Raw genomic sequence first — 15,489 nt, 5'->3', positions numbered from 1 at the left:
GTAGAAAATAGCACTATTTTTTGCATAGTTTGACTATGTGAAAAATAAAATATCTATTAAACTCTTTTTAAATACTATAATTTCTATGTTTCTATGTGGTAAAAATCAATTGCACCCAACGGGTTATAGCAAGATACGTAACAATCCTGATGCCCTACTTATGGCACTTTATAAAATGACTACTGATTGCTTCCCTAATGTTGCTTGGGCCGCAAATTCATTTATTTAGAACTTATATTTTACGACAGTAGCTGAACTTTATAGTACTTCCGCTGAAAACAATTAATTTCAGATGTACATTTCTGTAAAAATTAACGAATCAGCGTTTAATGGAACGCATGCCTTCGTCCAGACGCTACACTTTAAATTGCTGCAAGGCAAAATATTTTTTCTATATTTGTTTTTAACTACCCTTATTTAATATCAAAAAAGCCTAAATTTCAATGGGAATATTTGTTATTAGGGAACCAAAATTCACACCACAACAAATGAAAAAAATTATTCTTTTTACAGGTATATTCACCTTCTCCATCTTTGTATCTGCGCAAAATACAGCACTAAAAGCTACCGTTGCTCAAAAGGCCGCTTCTTTAGAATCCAAGGTTATTGCTTGGCGTAGAGACTTTCACCAAAACCCGGAATTAGGAAATAGAGAATTTAAAACTGCCGAAAAAATCGCGGTACACCTACGTTCTCTTGGGATTGAGGTACAAACTGGTGTCGCCAAAACTGGAGTGGTCGGCATTTTAAAAGGTGGAAAACCCGGTCCCGTTGTTGCGCTACGGGCAGACATGGATGGCCTACCGGTAAAAGAAAGAGTAAACATCCCTTTTGCGTCAAAAGCTGAAGGCGAATATAATGGCCAGTCTGTGGGCGTTATGCATGCTTGCGGACATGATTCCCATATCGCTATTTTGATGGGAACTGCTGAAATTTTGGCTGCTCTCAAAAGTGAACTAAACGGAACTGTCAAGTTTATTTTTCAACCCGCAGAAGAAGGAGCGCCCGAAGGTGAAGAAGGTGGTGCCGCATTAATGGTAAAAGAAGGTGTTTTGGAAAACCCGAAAGTAGATGTTATTTTTGGTTTGCACATCAGTGCAGATACGGAAGTTGGAAAAATTAATTACCGTCCAAAAGGAGCAATGGCTTCATCTGACTGGTTTAAAATTAAAATAAAAGGAAAACAATCGCATGGTGCAAGTCCATGGCAATCCGTAGATCCAATTGTTACGGCTTCCCAAATAATACTGGGCTTGCAAACTATTGTTAGCCGCAATGTTGACCTTACCGAATCTGCGGCTGTGGTCAGCGTGGGGAAAATTACATCCGGTGTACGAAGCAATATTATTCCTGAGGAACTCGAAATGGCCGGTACGATTCGTACGCTGGATAAAAAAGTGCAGGAAATGATTCACAGCAGATTGAAACAAATAACCACAAATATCGCTGAAAGTGCCGGGGCCACTGCCGACGTAAGTATTACTAAACAAACATTAATAACGTATAACGACCCAACATTGACCGAAAAAATGGTGCCAACACTGGAAGCTATAGCTGGAAAAAATAATGTTATACTGACACCCGCAGCTACTGGAGCAGAAGATTTTTCTTACTACCAAGATAAAATACCAGGACTTTTCTTTTTTCTTGGCGGAATGCCTAAAGGAAAAAATCCCGCTGAAACTGCCTCACACCATACGCCTGATTTTTATATTGATGAAAGCGGTTTTGTATTAGGAATGAAAGCAATGTCTAACCTAACAATCGATTATATGGAAATGAATATGAAAAATAAGTAATTATCGACAACCATTTTATCCCGAAGTATTGCAAATTTACAAGCAATCCCTCGCAGGAAAAAACATAAAACGTCTCGCTGCAACGAGGCGTTTTTTTAGCTAACTCAGCAAAAATCCTAAGACATTAAATTAATATCTCTGCTGAAATTCATCCTATTGTTATTGATTTTCAAAACTTAAACACGGTCATGCGTAACGAGCATAATTTTGATGAAAGATTTTTTTTCTAATGGATTTTTACGGTGATCATCCTAATTTATGTATTAGGAACCATAGTAATATTAACTTGCAAAAGAAATTGTTATTCAACAAAATAAATGCAACTTTACCCTAGTAGACTCTTTTATAAATATTTGAGAAAAATAAAAACCAAAATTATATTAAATAACGGAAGGAATCGGGTATTCCCTCTAAAATAGTATAAAACTATGAAACAAACCATTACGCTATTAATCTTCTTGATGCTAGCGAGTTGCGGCAGTAATTCCATTTATAAATCTGAAACTAATAACAAGGATTGGGCGATGCTCGACTTTGTAAAAGTAGACAGTTTAAACCCTATTTTAGAACCGCAATTAAATCAAGTTTTTCAATCTCCAATAAGCAACAAACAAGTACATTGGGAAGAACGAAATGTCCTTAATCCATCTGCAATTGTCAAAGACGGAAAAGTGTATCTTATCTATAGAGCTCAGGACAAGGACATGACATCAAGATTAGGACTTGCCATTAGCGAAGATGGACTGCACTTTAAAAAACAACCGGCACCGATATTTTATCCGGACAACGACGCTATGAAACAGTATGAATGGAAAGGCGGTGTTGAGGATCCAAGAATTATAGAAAGTGAAAATGGAACGTATATCATGACCTACACTTCTTATGATGGCAAGACAGCCCGACTTTGTTTAGCCAGCTCAAAAGATTTAAAAACGTGGACAAAGCACGGTTTAATGCTACAGGAGGAAAAACACAAAGATTTATGGTCAAAATCTGGAGCCATCGTTTGTAAATTAGATGGAGATAAAATCATCGCTACAAAAATCAAAGGCAAATACTGGATGTATTTTGGGGATACTGATTTGTATCTGGCAACCTCAGACGATCTCATCCATTGGAAAGTAGCCGAAAATGAAGAAAGCAAAAAAATGATTACCGTTTTACACCCTCGGATGGGGTATTTTGATAGTCGTTTAGTAGAACCCGGTCCTTTTGCTTTACTACAAAAACAAGGTATTGTGCTGATTTACAACGGAAGTAATGCGGCCAATTACAATGATTCCAGTTTACCTAAATTCACGTATGCAGCAAGTCAAGCGCTATTTGATAAAGAAAAACCATATAAATTAATAGACCGAATGGAGGGTTATTTCATTCACCCAGACAAGCCGTATGAAAAAACAGGGGAGGTAAATGAAGTTTGCTTTGTCGAAGGATTGGTTTATTTTAAAAAACAATGGTTTCTGTATTATGGAACTGCTGATTCAAAAATTGCCGTTGCCGTTAAAAAATAAAGCAAAACAAGCATTTCGCAATCAACAAAAACCAATTCAAAGTAAATTCCGATGCAACAAAACCGATTCAAAATTTATTTGTTTTTAAATGTTATTCTTGCTTCAGCTTTTTTCAATGCTGTAACTGCACAAGAAAAAAAAGTGGCTCCAACACCCGCAGAATTATATCAGGAAATTAAACAAATGGACGAGATAATGTTCGAAGCGTTCAACAAAAAAGATTTCGAAAAATTCAAATCTTTATTTACTGAGGATTTAGAATGGTTTCAGGACAATGACGGATTGCTTTCGTACGACACCGTTTTTACTAATTTTTCGAATATGTTTACAAATGAAAATAAACTAACCCGAAAACTGGTCAATGGAACTCTGGAAGTTCATCCTATTAAAAACTATGGAGCAATTGAAATTGGCGTACACGAATTTCGACATATGGAAAACGGAAAAGAAGAAATCGGAACGTTTAAATTTCTAATGATTTGGAAGAAACAAGACAATCAGTGGAAAATAGCACGAGTAATCAGTTACGATCATTAAATCTAAATCACAAATTTTGTTTTACCCTTTAGTGTAAAAAGATGTTATTCCATCCTTTTATTTTCTTTGTTTGTATCTTAAAACAAAAACTTCACAAAAAACAATAGTGAAGAAGCAGTTGCATTCAATATCATGTATGGCAATCAAACCAAATCGATTCCTACTGGATTAGAAGTAAACTGAAAAATCGTGCTTGGATATAATTTTACGTACAAAATCTGTTTTTAATTTTTTAGAAACGGATTTTTTCGTCTCAAGTACTCTTATTTTACACAAATACTTAACTTACAGCTATTTAATAAACTTAAAGATGCTATATTTAGTATTTTACCTATTTTTTTTGTAAATTAGTAGTCCCCAAAATCATTTATCGCGTTTCGATAATCCTTATGAATTGATCCGCAAAAATTTATATCGTCGGTAAGAATTGAAATTTCCTCTATAATAAACGGCATCGAAAATAAATTAAAAAAATAGTAGTTACAGTTTCACGAAATTCCTTATTTCTATTTAAAAATGATGCGTTGACGCAAGTCAATATGCTTCCAGAATGCAACAGAACTATTTTTTCAATGGACAACAAAACATTGTCCACTTTATGTCTAATCTATAAAACAAAATACTATGAAAGCAATTAAAATGATCTCGTTGCTCATTGGATTATTCCTACTATTGAGCTCAAGTGTTTATGCACAAGATCCTATGAAAGCGGGTCCGAAAGTGTATAAAAAAATCCTCCTTGACAATGACAAAGTAAGGGTCATGTCAGCTGAATTTGCCCCAGGCGCAACAATGCCATGGCATAGCCATCCCCATCACACCGTGTATGCTTTAACTGGGGGTAAAATTAAAATTACTGAAAAAGGTAAGACTGCAACCGAATCTACTATCAAAGCTGGAGACGTACTATATTTCACACCCGTAACGCACATGGCAAAAAACACAGGAACCACCACATTCAAAATTGTTGTGACCGAAGTAAAACCTGCCAAGAAAAAATAATCCACTCCTATTTAAAATAATACTACAGAAGCAGCCTCAATAAGGCTGCTTTCTTTAAAAAAACGGGTTGTATCTTTTTATTAGTGTCTTTCTTATCAGTAGTAATACGATATTTTAAGAGCCTTTGATATTCGTTGTTCAGGAAACTATTTTCCTATGCACGCTTTTATCATCAATGCGCATTTCTCTCCATCAATTGCGGCAGATATAATTCCGCCGGCATAACCCGCCCCTTCTCCACAAGGATACAAACCTTTTATTTGAACGTGCTCATAGGTCAGTGGATCTCTGGGAATACGCACTGGCGAAGACGTTCTTGATTCTGGTGCATGAAGAATGGCCTCATTTGTAAAATAGCCACGCATCGATTTTCCAAATTCAGTAAATCCTTCACGCAATATTTGCGTTAGAAATCCGGGAAAAACCTGTCCCATTTCTACTGAAGTCGTTCCGGGAACATACGATGTTTTAGAAATATCCGATGAAACTTTGCTTTGAGTAAAATCAATCATCCGTTGTGCAGGAACTTTTTGGCTTTCCCCTGCCAGATGCCAGGCGCGTTGCTCAATACTTTTTTGAAATTCCATACCTGCCAAAGCACCAAATTTAGCAAAAGGCTTAAAATCATCCAGTTGCAATTCGACTACTATTCCGGAATTGGCAGTAGCCTGATCCCTTTTGGATGGCGACCAACCATTAGTAACTACCTCGCCGGGACTTGTCGCACAAGGTGCAATCACGCCGCCAGGACACATACAAAAGGAATACATTCCCCTTCCTCCAACTTGTTTCACGATAGAATACGGAGCCGGAGGTAAGAATTCCCCACGATAATCGCAACTGTATTGAATACTGTCAATCAAAGATTGAGGATGCTCAGCCCGTACGCCCAGGGCAAAAGGTTTGGCCTCGATAAAAATCTTTTTCCTATCCAATAATTCGAAAATATCACGGGCAGAATGTCCGGTGGCCAAAATAAGTTTATTGGCAAGAATCGTATCTCCTTTTTGAGTAACGATCCCTTGCACTTCATTGTTTTTTATTAAAATATCGGTCAATCGGGTTTCAAACAAAACTTGTCCGCCACATTCAATAATTTTCTCCCGAATGTCCTGAATGATTTGGGGTAATTTATTGGTCCCAATATGCGGATGCGCATCAATTAAAATATCCTCCGAAGCGCCAAAAGCGACAAACAATTCCAAAACTCGTGTTACATCACCTCTTTTTTTAGAACGTGTGTATAATTTTCCGTCCGAATACGTTCCTGCGCCGCCTTCGCCAAAACAATAATTAGAATCTTCGTCCACAAGATGATCCACATTGATGGCTTTCAAATCTCTTCTTCTGCCGCGCACGTCTTTTCCGCGCTCAATAACTATAGGCTTCAAACCCACTTCTATCAATTGCAACGCTGCAAAAAGTCCAGCTGGTCCGGCACCAACAACAATAACTTCTGGAGCTGCAGCCACATTACCATAATCTGGCAGTTGTATTTTTTGCGCTTGAAAAGATTCTCCTCTTAAATAGAGTACAACCTTAAGATTTATTTTTATCGCTTTTTGCCGTGCATCTATCGATCTTTTTAAGATAGATACATGTTGAATTTCATCTACAGAGACCTTAATTTGTTTCGACAAATAATTTTTCAGCAGCAAATCATTTGCTGCAATTTCTGGAGATACTTGTAATAAGAGTTCTTGAGGCATTATGTGCTGTTTATTCGTTGATTTGTTTAATCGATTATTCGAAAAACAAAGTGCAAAAATAGTATTTTGAAGTGATTTCTTGTTATTGAAAGGAGAATCCATTTTCAAATTTTCAAAATGCCTAATTTTCAAAATAGACTTTGTAACTTTGGGACTTTAAATCGACAAACCTTTCTACCTCATAAAAAATGTCTAGACAAATAAAATTAATATGGGATTTCCGCGGTCCAGCTGCTGCAAAAACTGCTGAACACCATGAAATTCATCTAAAAGAATACATTGCACTTGAGAAATTACCGTTGAAAATAACAGGTTTCGAAATACAAGGCGAAATGCAAGCCATTGCTTTTATGGTTGTAACGGATGAAAACATGATTCAGGTTCGAGATGCTTTGAAACCGCATCGTGGAGAGTTATACGTCGTCTAAAGTCATAAAGTCGAAATACGTAAAAAACGCCAAACCTTGTACAACTTTATGACTTTATGACTTTAGACTTTATGACTTTATGACTTTCGACTTTTTAACTAATTAGCAACCTCGCTGATAAATTTAATTCGCATCAAGCGCAATTCATCGATATCATAATCGCCATCAAATTCTTTGAGCGCGTTTTCTATATTATCGGATTCCGATTCCATAAAATAATCATGAATTTCTTCCTGCTGATCATCGTCAAGCATGTCATCAATCCAATATTTTATATTCAGTTTAGTTCCGGAATACACAATTTGCTCCATTTCTTTAATCAAAGCATCCATATTAATGCCTTTGGCAGAAGCAATATCATCAAGAGATAATTTCCTGTCGATATTTTGGATAATATAAAGTTTATTTACTGAGTTTACTCCTGTCGATTTTACCACTAAATCGTCAGGACGGATGATATCGTTATCTGTTACATATCGGCTGATCAGTTCTAAGAATTCTTTTCCGTATTTTTTAGCTTTTCCTTCCCCAACGCCGTGAATATTAATCAATTCTTCTTGAGAAACAGGATATTTCAAAGCCATATCTTCTAATGATGGATCTTGAAAAACCACAAATGGAGGAACGCCTAATTTCTTAGCCACTTTTTTACGTAAATCCCGCAACATACCCATCAGTAGTTCATCAGCAATTCCGGTAGATTTGGAAGCCGTTACAATCGCCTCATCCTCAGATTCATTGTATTCATGATCTTCAGACATCATAAAGGATTCTCGGTTTTTAATAAAATCCAATCCTTTCGTGGTGATTTTTACAATGCCATACGTTTCAATATCTTTCGATAAAAATCCTGCAACTAGCACTTGTCGCAACAAAGCCATCCAGTATTTTTCATCGTGATCGGAACCACATCCAAAAAAAGACTGTGTATCGGTTCTATGTGCTTTTATAACTGCATTGACACGACCGATCAGGGTAAATACAACTTCTTTCGATTTGTATAAATGTTTCGTATCACGAACCACTTCCAGTAGTTTCACCACTTCATCAATGGCCTCTACTTTTGTTTTCGGGTTTCGAACGTTGTCATCCATATCAGCACCGTCACCATTGACATCATCAAACTCTTCACCGAAATAATGAAGCAGGAATCTCCTTCTGGACATAGACGTTTCGGCGTAAGCCACAACTTCCTGCAGTAAAGCAAATCCAATTTCCTGTTCCGCCACGGGTTTCCCCGACATGAATTTTTCTAATTTCTCTACATCTTTATACGAGTAATAGGCCAGACAATGGCCTTCTCCACCATCACGTCCCCCGCGTCCAGTTTCCTGATAGTAACTTTCCAGTGATTTTGGAATATCATGATGAATCACAAAACGCACATCCGGTTTGTCAATTCCCATCCCAAAAGCAATGGTCGCCACCACCACATCTACATCTTCCATAAGGAACATATCTTGGTGTTTAGCACGGGTCTTCGCATCTAACCCCGCATGATACGGCACGGCACTGATGCCGTTTACCTGCAAAACTTCGGCAATAGCCTCCACTTTTTTTCGGCTTAAGCAATAAATTATGCCTGATTTACCTTTATGTTGTTTTATGAAACGAATAATATCCGATTCTATATTTTTAGTTTTAGTCCGTACTTCGTAATACAGATTAGGTCTGTTAAATGATGCTTTAAAAGTAGTCGCATCAGACATATCTAAGTTTTTCAGAATGTCTTCCTGTACTTTTGGTGTAGCTGTCGCAGTAAGCCCAATAATAGGAACATCGCCTAATTGCTTGATGATGTGTTTTAAATTCCTGTATTCCGGTCTAAAATCATGTCCCCATTCCGAAATGCAATGTGCCTCATCGATAGCTACAAAAGATATCGGAACATTTTTAAGAAAGTTCACATACTCCTCCTTAGTCAATGACTCGGGAGCCACATACAGCAACTTCGTCAATCCCGAAGTAATATCTTTTTTGACCTGGGTAATTTCGGTTTTAGTGAGAGAGGAATTTAAAACATGGGCAACACCATTCTCAGAAGACAGACTTCTGATGGCATCGACTTGATTTTTCATTAAAGCAATAAGGGGCGACACTACGATTGCAGTGCCCTCTTGAATTAAAGCAGGTAACTGATAACACAGTGATTTTCCTCCTCCGGTGGGCATTATCACAAATGTATTTTGTTGATTTAGGATGCTTTTTATGACCTGTTCCTGCAACCCCTTAAATTGGCTGAAGCCAAAATATTTCTTTAATTCTTTATGGATGTCAATTTCGTTTGAATTCATTCTTTATTATGTGGTATTTTGTATAAATTTGCAACACCTAAAGGTACAAATTTCTTTTACACATACAAATTTTAATCATTCTGTTTTGATATCTAAAGAAAATATATTGGCCAGTGCCAAAAAAACTATTTTATCGGAAAGCGACTCTATTGCCAAACTAACTGATTTTCTAGATGAAAACTTCATTGACGCAACTCAAAACATCTACCACTCTAAAGGAAGGTTAGTGGTTACAGGGATTGGAAAAAGTGCTATAATTGCTCAAAAAATGGTAGCTACCTTTAATTCTACCGGGACACCGTCATTATTTCTTCATGCTTCAGAGGCTATTCACGGCGATTTAGGAATGATCCAAAAGGAAGATAGTATCATTTGTATTTCAAAAAGTGGCAACAGTCCCGAAATCAAAGTTTTAGTACCGCTTTTAAAACGTTTTGGAAACACATTGATTGCAATCACTGGAAATACAGCTTCTTTTCTTGCTAAAGGCGCTGATTTTGTTTTAAACACCGCTGTAGAGGCGGAAGCCTGTCCAAATAATCTCGCTCCCACTAACAGTACAACTGCACAATTAGTTATGGGCGATGCCATTGCCATTTGCCTGATGGAAATGCGCGATTTCAAACCGGAAGACTTTGCTGTTTACCACCCTGGAGGTGCGTTGGGCAAAAAATTACTATTGCGAGTGAAAGACATGTTAGAACACACCTTGAAACCTATGGTATCGCCTGACGCATCAATAAAAAGAGTGATTTTCGAAATTTCTGAAAAGCGTCTTGGCGTAACTGCGGTAGTCGATCAAGAAAAAGTTATCGGTATTATTACCGATGGTGATATTCGAAGAATGCTAAACGACAGAGATTCGTTCGCTGATTTGACGGCCAAGGATATTATGACAAAAAACCCAAAATTAATACCATCAACCGCTATGGTTGCTGATGCATTGAACGTTTTAGAAGACTTCTCCATCACACAATTAGTAGTTGTTGATAATGGCGAGTACAAAGGAGTATTACATTTACACGATATTTTAAAAGAAGGGATACTATAATGGCTAAAAAAAACTTAAACGAAATGTCGTTTTTAGATCATCTTGAAGAATTAAGATGGCTACTGGTGCGCAGCACTGCTGCAATACTAATTTTGGCTACGGCCACTTTTTTTATCAGTGATTATATTTTTGATGTCGTCATTTTTGGCCCCACAAGTCCAAATTTTGTAACCTACCGCTTTTTTTGCGAGCTCTCCAATCAATTGGGCTTTGCTGAGAGTATTTGCGTAACCGAAATGCCTTTTATAATCCAAAATACGAACATGGAGGGACAAATCAATGTTTTGATTTGGACATGTGTAACAGCCGGATTTATTCTTGGTTTTCCATTCATTCTATGGGAGCTGTGGAAATTTATCAGCCCTGCCTTATACGACGCGGAGAAAAAACATGCCAAACTTTTTATCTTTTCATCCTCGTTACTTTTCTTTTTGGGTGTACTCTTCGGCTATTACGTAATTGTACCCATGTCTGTCAACTTTTTCGCTACATTCACGATTAGTACTGTAGTAATAAACCAGTTCAGTATCGATTCCTATATTGGCTTGGTAAAAACTAGTGTTATTGCTTGCGGATTGTTTTTTGAACTGCCGATTATCATTTATTTCCTGACCAAATTAGGATTGGTAACACCGGTTTTCTTAAGAAAATATTGGAAATATGCCGTAATCATCATTCTTATAGTTGCAGCAATTGTTACACCTCCAGATGTGGTGAGTCAAATCATAGTAACGATTCCGATGTTGTTAATCTACGAAGCGAGTATCTTAATTTCAAAAATAGTAGTAAAAAATCAAAAAAAATTAAATGGCTGATATAATAGAAGAATTCAACGAGTACCGTGCTAAAATGAACGAAAAGTTATTAGCCGACAATAATAAAATTGTAAAACGAATTTTCAATCTCGATACCAATGCGTATGCAGCGGGAGCATTAGACGTGAAAACCAAAGAGCTTCTGGGATTGGTAGCTTCGACGGTTTTACGTTGTGATGATTGTGTAAAATACCATTTGGAAACCAGTTTTAAAGAAGGCGTAACCAAAGAGGAAATGATGGAAGCTATGGGAATTGCTACACTTGTTGGCGGAACTATAGTAGTACCCCATTTAAGAAGAGCGTACGAATTTTGGGAAGCATTAGAAGAAAGTACAACCAAATAATTTGTTAAGAAGGATAATCGTTTATTTGTTTATTCGTTTATTTGACACGAATAAACAAATAAACGATTAACACGTTTAAACGATTAAACCAACGAATATGAAATTAAGGGCCGAAAATTTAATCAAAACGTATAAAGGACGTAGTGTTGTAAAAGGCATTTCGGTAGAAGTGAATCAAGGCGAAATCGTAGGGCTTTTGGGGCCTAACGGTGCCGGTAAAACAACTTCTTTTTATATGATTGTAGGGTTGGTTAAACCAAATTCAGGCAACATATTCCTTGATGATTTGAATATCACTGATTACCCAATGTACAAGAGAGCGCAGCAAGGAATCGGTTATTTGGCACAAGAAGCTTCTGTTTTCAGAAAATTAAGCATCGAAGACAACATATTAAGCGTATTGCAATTGACAAAACTCTCCAAAGCAGAACAAGAGGCTAAAATGGAAAGCTTAATCGATGAATTCAGCCTCGAACACATTCGTACCAATCGTGGCGATTTACTTTCCGGCGGGGAGCGTCGTCGTACCGAAATTGCGCGTTGTCTGGCCACGGATCCCAAATTCATTTTGTTGGATGAACCCTTTGCTGGTGTAGATCCGGTAGCCGTTGAAGACATTCAAAGAATTGTGGCGCAATTAAAAAATAAAAATATCGGCATTCTTATTACGGACCACAACGTACAGGAAACATTAGCTATTACAGATAAAACCTATTTGATGTTTGAAGGTGGAATCCTAAAAGCGGGTATTCCGGAAGAATTAGTAGAGGATGAAATGGTACGTCGCGTCTATCTTGGACAAAATTTCGAATTAAGAAAGAAGAAATTGGAGTTTTAAAAAGTAGTCAATTCTTGAGTGATCAGAGGCTTGGGTATAAAATTACTATTTCATAATTTTTTATTACAACCTAAAATTCATAAAATGGTAGATCAAGACAACCCAAGTCAAGAGACATTAGAGAAATGGAGTAAAGATCCCGACAACTGGATTTGGGGAGTGTTTTATTACAACAAAGGAGATAAACGTATTTTACCGCCTAAAAAAAATGCTTGGATGGGAAACACCATAAACTTTGCCAATCCAAAATCAATACTTTTTCTGATTGGAGCTCTATTATTTTTTACCTTTGTAACCTTTTCTATCCTAAAATAGCAATAATTTATTCCACAGCAATATAGCGCAACTGTTGCAAATCTCCACTATAAATATTAACATCAACATTCCCTTTTATCCCCGGAACTGATGCCTTTTCAGTGAATTGCCAAAACAACCTCCTCCGATCAAACGCATTAAAATAAATTTAAGTTAAACCACATAGAAGCATAGTATTTATTCCTGTAAAAAAAATGAAGGTGATAAGATTAACAATAGAAAAAAAAAGCATTGGCTTTTTTTCTATGCTACCTAAATTTTGACTGTTCGGAATAGATATAAGTCAAAAATTAAATTAAATTCTATGTTTCGAGCCAGCACTGAGCAAAGTCGAAGTGTGGTTCAATTTTTAATGCGTTTGAGCTGCGACCTTTTCAGAAACTCACAACATATAAGAAAAAATCTATATCTTTGATATATGAATCTAATAAGCCAAAATAAAGAAACAATTAAAAATTTATGTGAAACACATAATGTAGAAAAGTTATATCTTTTTGGTTCTGCAACAACTTCTTCTTTTAATGAAAAAAGTGATATTGATTTTTTAGTAAAATTTAAATCTTTTGATCTAAAACTATACTTTATAAACTACATCGACCTTAAAAACAAACTCAAAAGTTTACTACACCGAGAAATCGATTTAGTGGAAGAACAGACTTTAAAAAACCCCTACTTAATCAGTTCCATTGAAGAAAATAAAGAATTGATTTATGGATAAAAAAATCTTAAAATGGCTTTATGATGTCAAAGTATCTATTGATGAAATAAACAGTTATTATATAGATGAAAAGATGGATTTTTTTGAATACAGAAAAAACATAATGAGAAAAAGAGCCGTAGAACGGAATCTTGAAATTATAGGAGAAGCCATAAACAGAATCTTAAAAACTGACAGTTCTTTTACTTCCAAAATTACTGATGCAACCGCAATCGTTGGATTGAGAAACCAAGTTATTCATGCTTACGATAACATATCCGATGAAACTATTTGGGCTATACTTACCAATCACTTGCCAAAATTAAAAATCGAAATAGATACAATATTGAAAAATAACTAAAGTACAAATTCAATAACTTATTTTACTCTAAAATCGTAAGAGTTGCAAATAAGAAGCTAAAACCTTTCACTAATTTATTTTTCACTATTCACTGATCACTGACTACTGAACACTGACCACTGAACACTGCTCACTGACCACTTCTCACAAAAAAAAATTACTCCACGCTAATATACCGCAACTGTTGCAAATCTCCATTATAAATATTAACATCGACATTCCCTTTTATCCCCGGAACTGATGCCTTTTCAGTGAATTGCCAAAACAACCAATCCTCGGCTATTTCTTCCCGGTAGAAATTATAATTAGCAATCCAAAAAAGATAATCGCTGAATTCTTCTTTTAAAAAATCATCATAATACCGCTCGCCGGTATAGATAATAGGTTTTACACCGTAATGGGATTCCACCGCATTTAACCATCTTTTCAAGCCTAATTTAAGATTTTCAATGGACTGATTTTTAGGCAGTTTTTCTATATCTAAAACGGGTGGTAAATCTCCTTTTTCAAGTGTTACTGTTTTTATAAAAAGTGCGGCTTGCTCGATTGAATTTTCATTGGGACGATAGTAATGATAGGCACCGCGAACCATTTTATTTTCTTTGGCGCCAAGCCAATTCCTATTGAACTGACGGTCTTTTCGGTCTTTTCCAACCGTGGCGCGAATAAACACAAAATGCAGCGGATATTTATTTTCTAACGTATCTACATAAGTCCATCGAATCTTTCCTTGGTATTCCGAAACATCCAAACCAATGCTTTTCCCTTCGTGTTTTTCTAAAACCTGATAGTTTCGAACATCAGAAATGCGCTTGGCTTCCTTTTCCTCTGTTAGAATTTTATCCGATTTAAAACTAAAATAGTATGCGAACCCATCTCTATAATGATAGCTAAAAGCAACTATCAATACCACAAAAAAAGTAATAACAGAATAACGCAAAACCTTTCCAGAGAAAACAGTTGCTTTCTTTTTAGGTTTACGAATCACCATAATTTTTCTTCTGACCGTTTTTCTTTTCATCCAAAAAAACTACTTTTTTAGCACTTTATTATTGATCAGCGACAGCAAAACGTAAAAGAGAATCACGAGAGGAATTCCCAAATGTTGGAGGAAAATCAATAGCAAAAGAGAACAAATTAAAAACACAATTTGAAGCACATTGTCTTTAACATTGAACTTCTTGATTTTTAAGGAAAACAAAGGAATTTCAGTGTTCAAGATGTAAGCGCTTACTACTGCTATTGACAATAAAACCCATTGATTTGTCAAAATTTCGATAATAAATAAAGAATCGGTGTATTTTAAAACCAACGGCAGACTTAAAATAAACAGCGCGTTAGCAGGCGTGGGTAAACCAATAAAAGAATCTGTCTGGCGGGTATCAATATTAAAATTAGCCAATCGGTAACAAGACCCTAAGGTAATCAAAAAACCTAAATAGGGAAAAAGTTGCAAATAACCAACTGCCGCTGTTGAGGCGTGATCAATCATCATTTGAGACAGCACTAAACCCGGCACAAGTCCGCTAGTAACCATGTCTGCCAAAGAATCCAACTGCAAGCCGAGCGGACTGGTTACGTTGAATAATCGAGCAAAAAAACCATCAAAAAAATCCAAGAAGATACCGAGGCAAACAAAATAAAATGCCATTTCAAATTCTTGATTAAAAACAAAAACCAACGCGACACAACCGCAAAAAAGATTGAGTAAAGTAATAGTATTGGGGATGTGCTTTTTAATAGTCATAGTGTAAAATTTAGTGAACCCGAGTTGGCAAATTTA

Annotated in this window: 16 protein-coding genes; 12 read left to right on the top strand and 4 right to left on the bottom strand. The window is 36.2% G+C overall.

The genetic code is table 11. The features are described 5' to 3' along the window. Window positions 1–488: 488 nt before the first annotated feature. From ACNQGJ_RS08340 to ACNQGJ_RS08325, 4 genes are all read left to right on the top strand, one after another. Window positions 489–1,799 (top strand): amidohydrolase, encoded by a 1,311-nt coding sequence (locus tag ACNQGJ_RS08340; protein WP_417973675.1) that lies wholly within the window; start codon window positions 489–491, stop codon window positions 1,797–1,799. Window positions 1,800–2,227: 428 nt separating this feature from the next. Beyond that, the gene (locus ACNQGJ_RS08335; protein WP_417973673.1) at window positions 2,228–3,313 is read left to right on the top strand and encodes a glycoside hydrolase family 130 protein; all 1,086 of its coding nucleotides are present in this window, start codon (window positions 2,228–2,230) and stop codon (window positions 3,311–3,313) included. Between the two features lie 51 nt (window positions 3,314–3,364). Then, complete coding sequence (locus tag ACNQGJ_RS08330) at window positions 3,365–3,850, top strand: nuclear transport factor 2 family protein (RefSeq protein ID WP_417973671.1); 486 nt, start codon at window positions 3,365–3,367, stop codon at window positions 3,848–3,850. A 624-nt stretch (window positions 3,851–4,474) separates the two neighbouring features. Then, window positions 4,475–4,852, top strand: a complete 378-nt coding sequence (locus ACNQGJ_RS08325) for a cupin domain-containing protein (protein ID WP_417973669.1) — start codon at window positions 4,475–4,477, stop codon at window positions 4,850–4,852. A 146-nt stretch (window positions 4,853–4,998) separates the two neighbouring features. Here the strand turns inward: ACNQGJ_RS08325 and ACNQGJ_RS08320 are convergent, their stop codons facing one another. After that, on the bottom strand, window positions 4,999–6,561 hold the full coding sequence (locus tag ACNQGJ_RS08320) for an NAD(P)/FAD-dependent oxidoreductase (RefSeq protein ID WP_417973667.1): 1,563 nt from the start codon (window positions 6,559–6,561) through the stop codon (window positions 4,999–5,001). 188 nt (window positions 6,562–6,749) lie between these two features. Here ACNQGJ_RS08320 and ACNQGJ_RS08315 point away from each other — a divergent pair, with 188 nt between their 5' ends. Continuing rightward, window positions 6,750–6,989, top strand: coding sequence for a hypothetical protein (locus ACNQGJ_RS08315; protein WP_417973665.1), 240 nt, complete (start codon window positions 6,750–6,752; stop codon window positions 6,987–6,989). A 98-nt stretch (window positions 6,990–7,087) separates the two neighbouring features. Here ACNQGJ_RS08315 and recQ read toward each other — a convergent pair whose 3' ends face one another. After that, complete coding sequence (recQ, locus tag ACNQGJ_RS08310) at window positions 7,088–9,283, bottom strand: DNA helicase RecQ (RefSeq protein ID WP_417973663.1); 2,196 nt, start codon at window positions 9,281–9,283, stop codon at window positions 7,088–7,090. Window positions 9,284–9,368: 85 nt separating this feature from the next. On the opposite strand from recQ, the gene ACNQGJ_RS08305 reads away from it, so the two are divergent. The 7 genes from ACNQGJ_RS08305 to ACNQGJ_RS08275 all read left to right on the top strand — a co-directional run bounded on the left by ACNQGJ_RS08305 (window position 9,369) and on the right by ACNQGJ_RS08275 (window position 13,706). Beyond that, window positions 9,369–10,334 (top strand): KpsF/GutQ family sugar-phosphate isomerase, encoded by a 966-nt coding sequence (locus ACNQGJ_RS08305; RefSeq protein WP_417973661.1) that lies wholly within the window; start codon window positions 9,369–9,371, stop codon window positions 10,332–10,334. Beyond that, window positions 10,334–11,149, top strand: a complete 816-nt coding sequence (gene tatC / locus ACNQGJ_RS08300) for a twin-arginine translocase subunit TatC (protein WP_417973659.1) — start codon at window positions 10,334–10,336, stop codon at window positions 11,147–11,149. Before ACNQGJ_RS08305 ends, tatC begins: the two co-directional genes overlap by 1 nt. Beyond that, a complete protein-coding gene (locus tag ACNQGJ_RS08295; protein WP_417973657.1) occupies window positions 11,142–11,495 on the top strand; it encodes a carboxymuconolactone decarboxylase family protein in 354 nt (117 codons plus the stop codon). Before tatC ends, ACNQGJ_RS08295 begins: the two co-directional genes overlap by 8 nt. A 97-nt stretch (window positions 11,496–11,592) precedes the next feature. Then, on the top strand, window positions 11,593–12,333 hold the full coding sequence (lptB, locus tag ACNQGJ_RS08290) for an LPS export ABC transporter ATP-binding protein (protein WP_066082639.1): 741 nt from the start codon (window positions 11,593–11,595) through the stop codon (window positions 12,331–12,333). Window positions 12,334–12,417: 84 nt separating this feature from the next. Beyond that, on the top strand, window positions 12,418–12,648 hold the full coding sequence (locus tag ACNQGJ_RS08285) for a DUF5808 domain-containing protein (protein ID WP_417973655.1): 231 nt from the start codon (window positions 12,418–12,420) through the stop codon (window positions 12,646–12,648). Between the two features lie 418 nt (window positions 12,649–13,066). Next, window positions 13,067–13,366 (top strand): nucleotidyltransferase family protein, encoded by a 300-nt coding sequence (locus ACNQGJ_RS08280; RefSeq protein ID WP_417973653.1) that lies wholly within the window; start codon window positions 13,067–13,069, stop codon window positions 13,364–13,366. Continuing rightward, entirely contained in the window at window positions 13,359–13,706 is a 348-nt protein-coding gene (locus ACNQGJ_RS08275) for a HepT-like ribonuclease domain-containing protein (protein ID WP_417973651.1), read from the top strand. The genes ACNQGJ_RS08280 and ACNQGJ_RS08275 overlap by 8 nt, the downstream gene beginning before the upstream one ends. 157 nt (window positions 13,707–13,863) lie before the next feature. Here ACNQGJ_RS08275 and ACNQGJ_RS08270 read toward each other — a convergent pair whose 3' ends face one another. Continuing rightward, window positions 13,864–14,727, bottom strand: a complete 864-nt coding sequence (locus ACNQGJ_RS08270) for a glycoside hydrolase family 25 protein (RefSeq protein WP_417973649.1) — start codon at window positions 14,725–14,727, stop codon at window positions 13,864–13,866. A 9-nt stretch (window positions 14,728–14,736) separates the two neighbouring features. Next, window positions 14,737–15,453, bottom strand: a complete 717-nt coding sequence (locus ACNQGJ_RS08265) for a CDP-alcohol phosphatidyltransferase family protein (RefSeq protein WP_417973647.1) — start codon at window positions 15,451–15,453, stop codon at window positions 14,737–14,739. Window positions 15,454–15,489 lie beyond the last annotated feature (36 nt).

Origin of the sequence: Flavobacterium cryophilum, from assembly GCF_048286555.1 — a bacterium.
Lineage (GTDB): Bacteria > Bacteroidota > Bacteroidia > Flavobacteriales > Flavobacteriaceae > Flavobacterium.
Note: the sequence above shows the minus strand (reverse complement) of the source record. Positions and strands in the feature narration are given on the sequence as shown.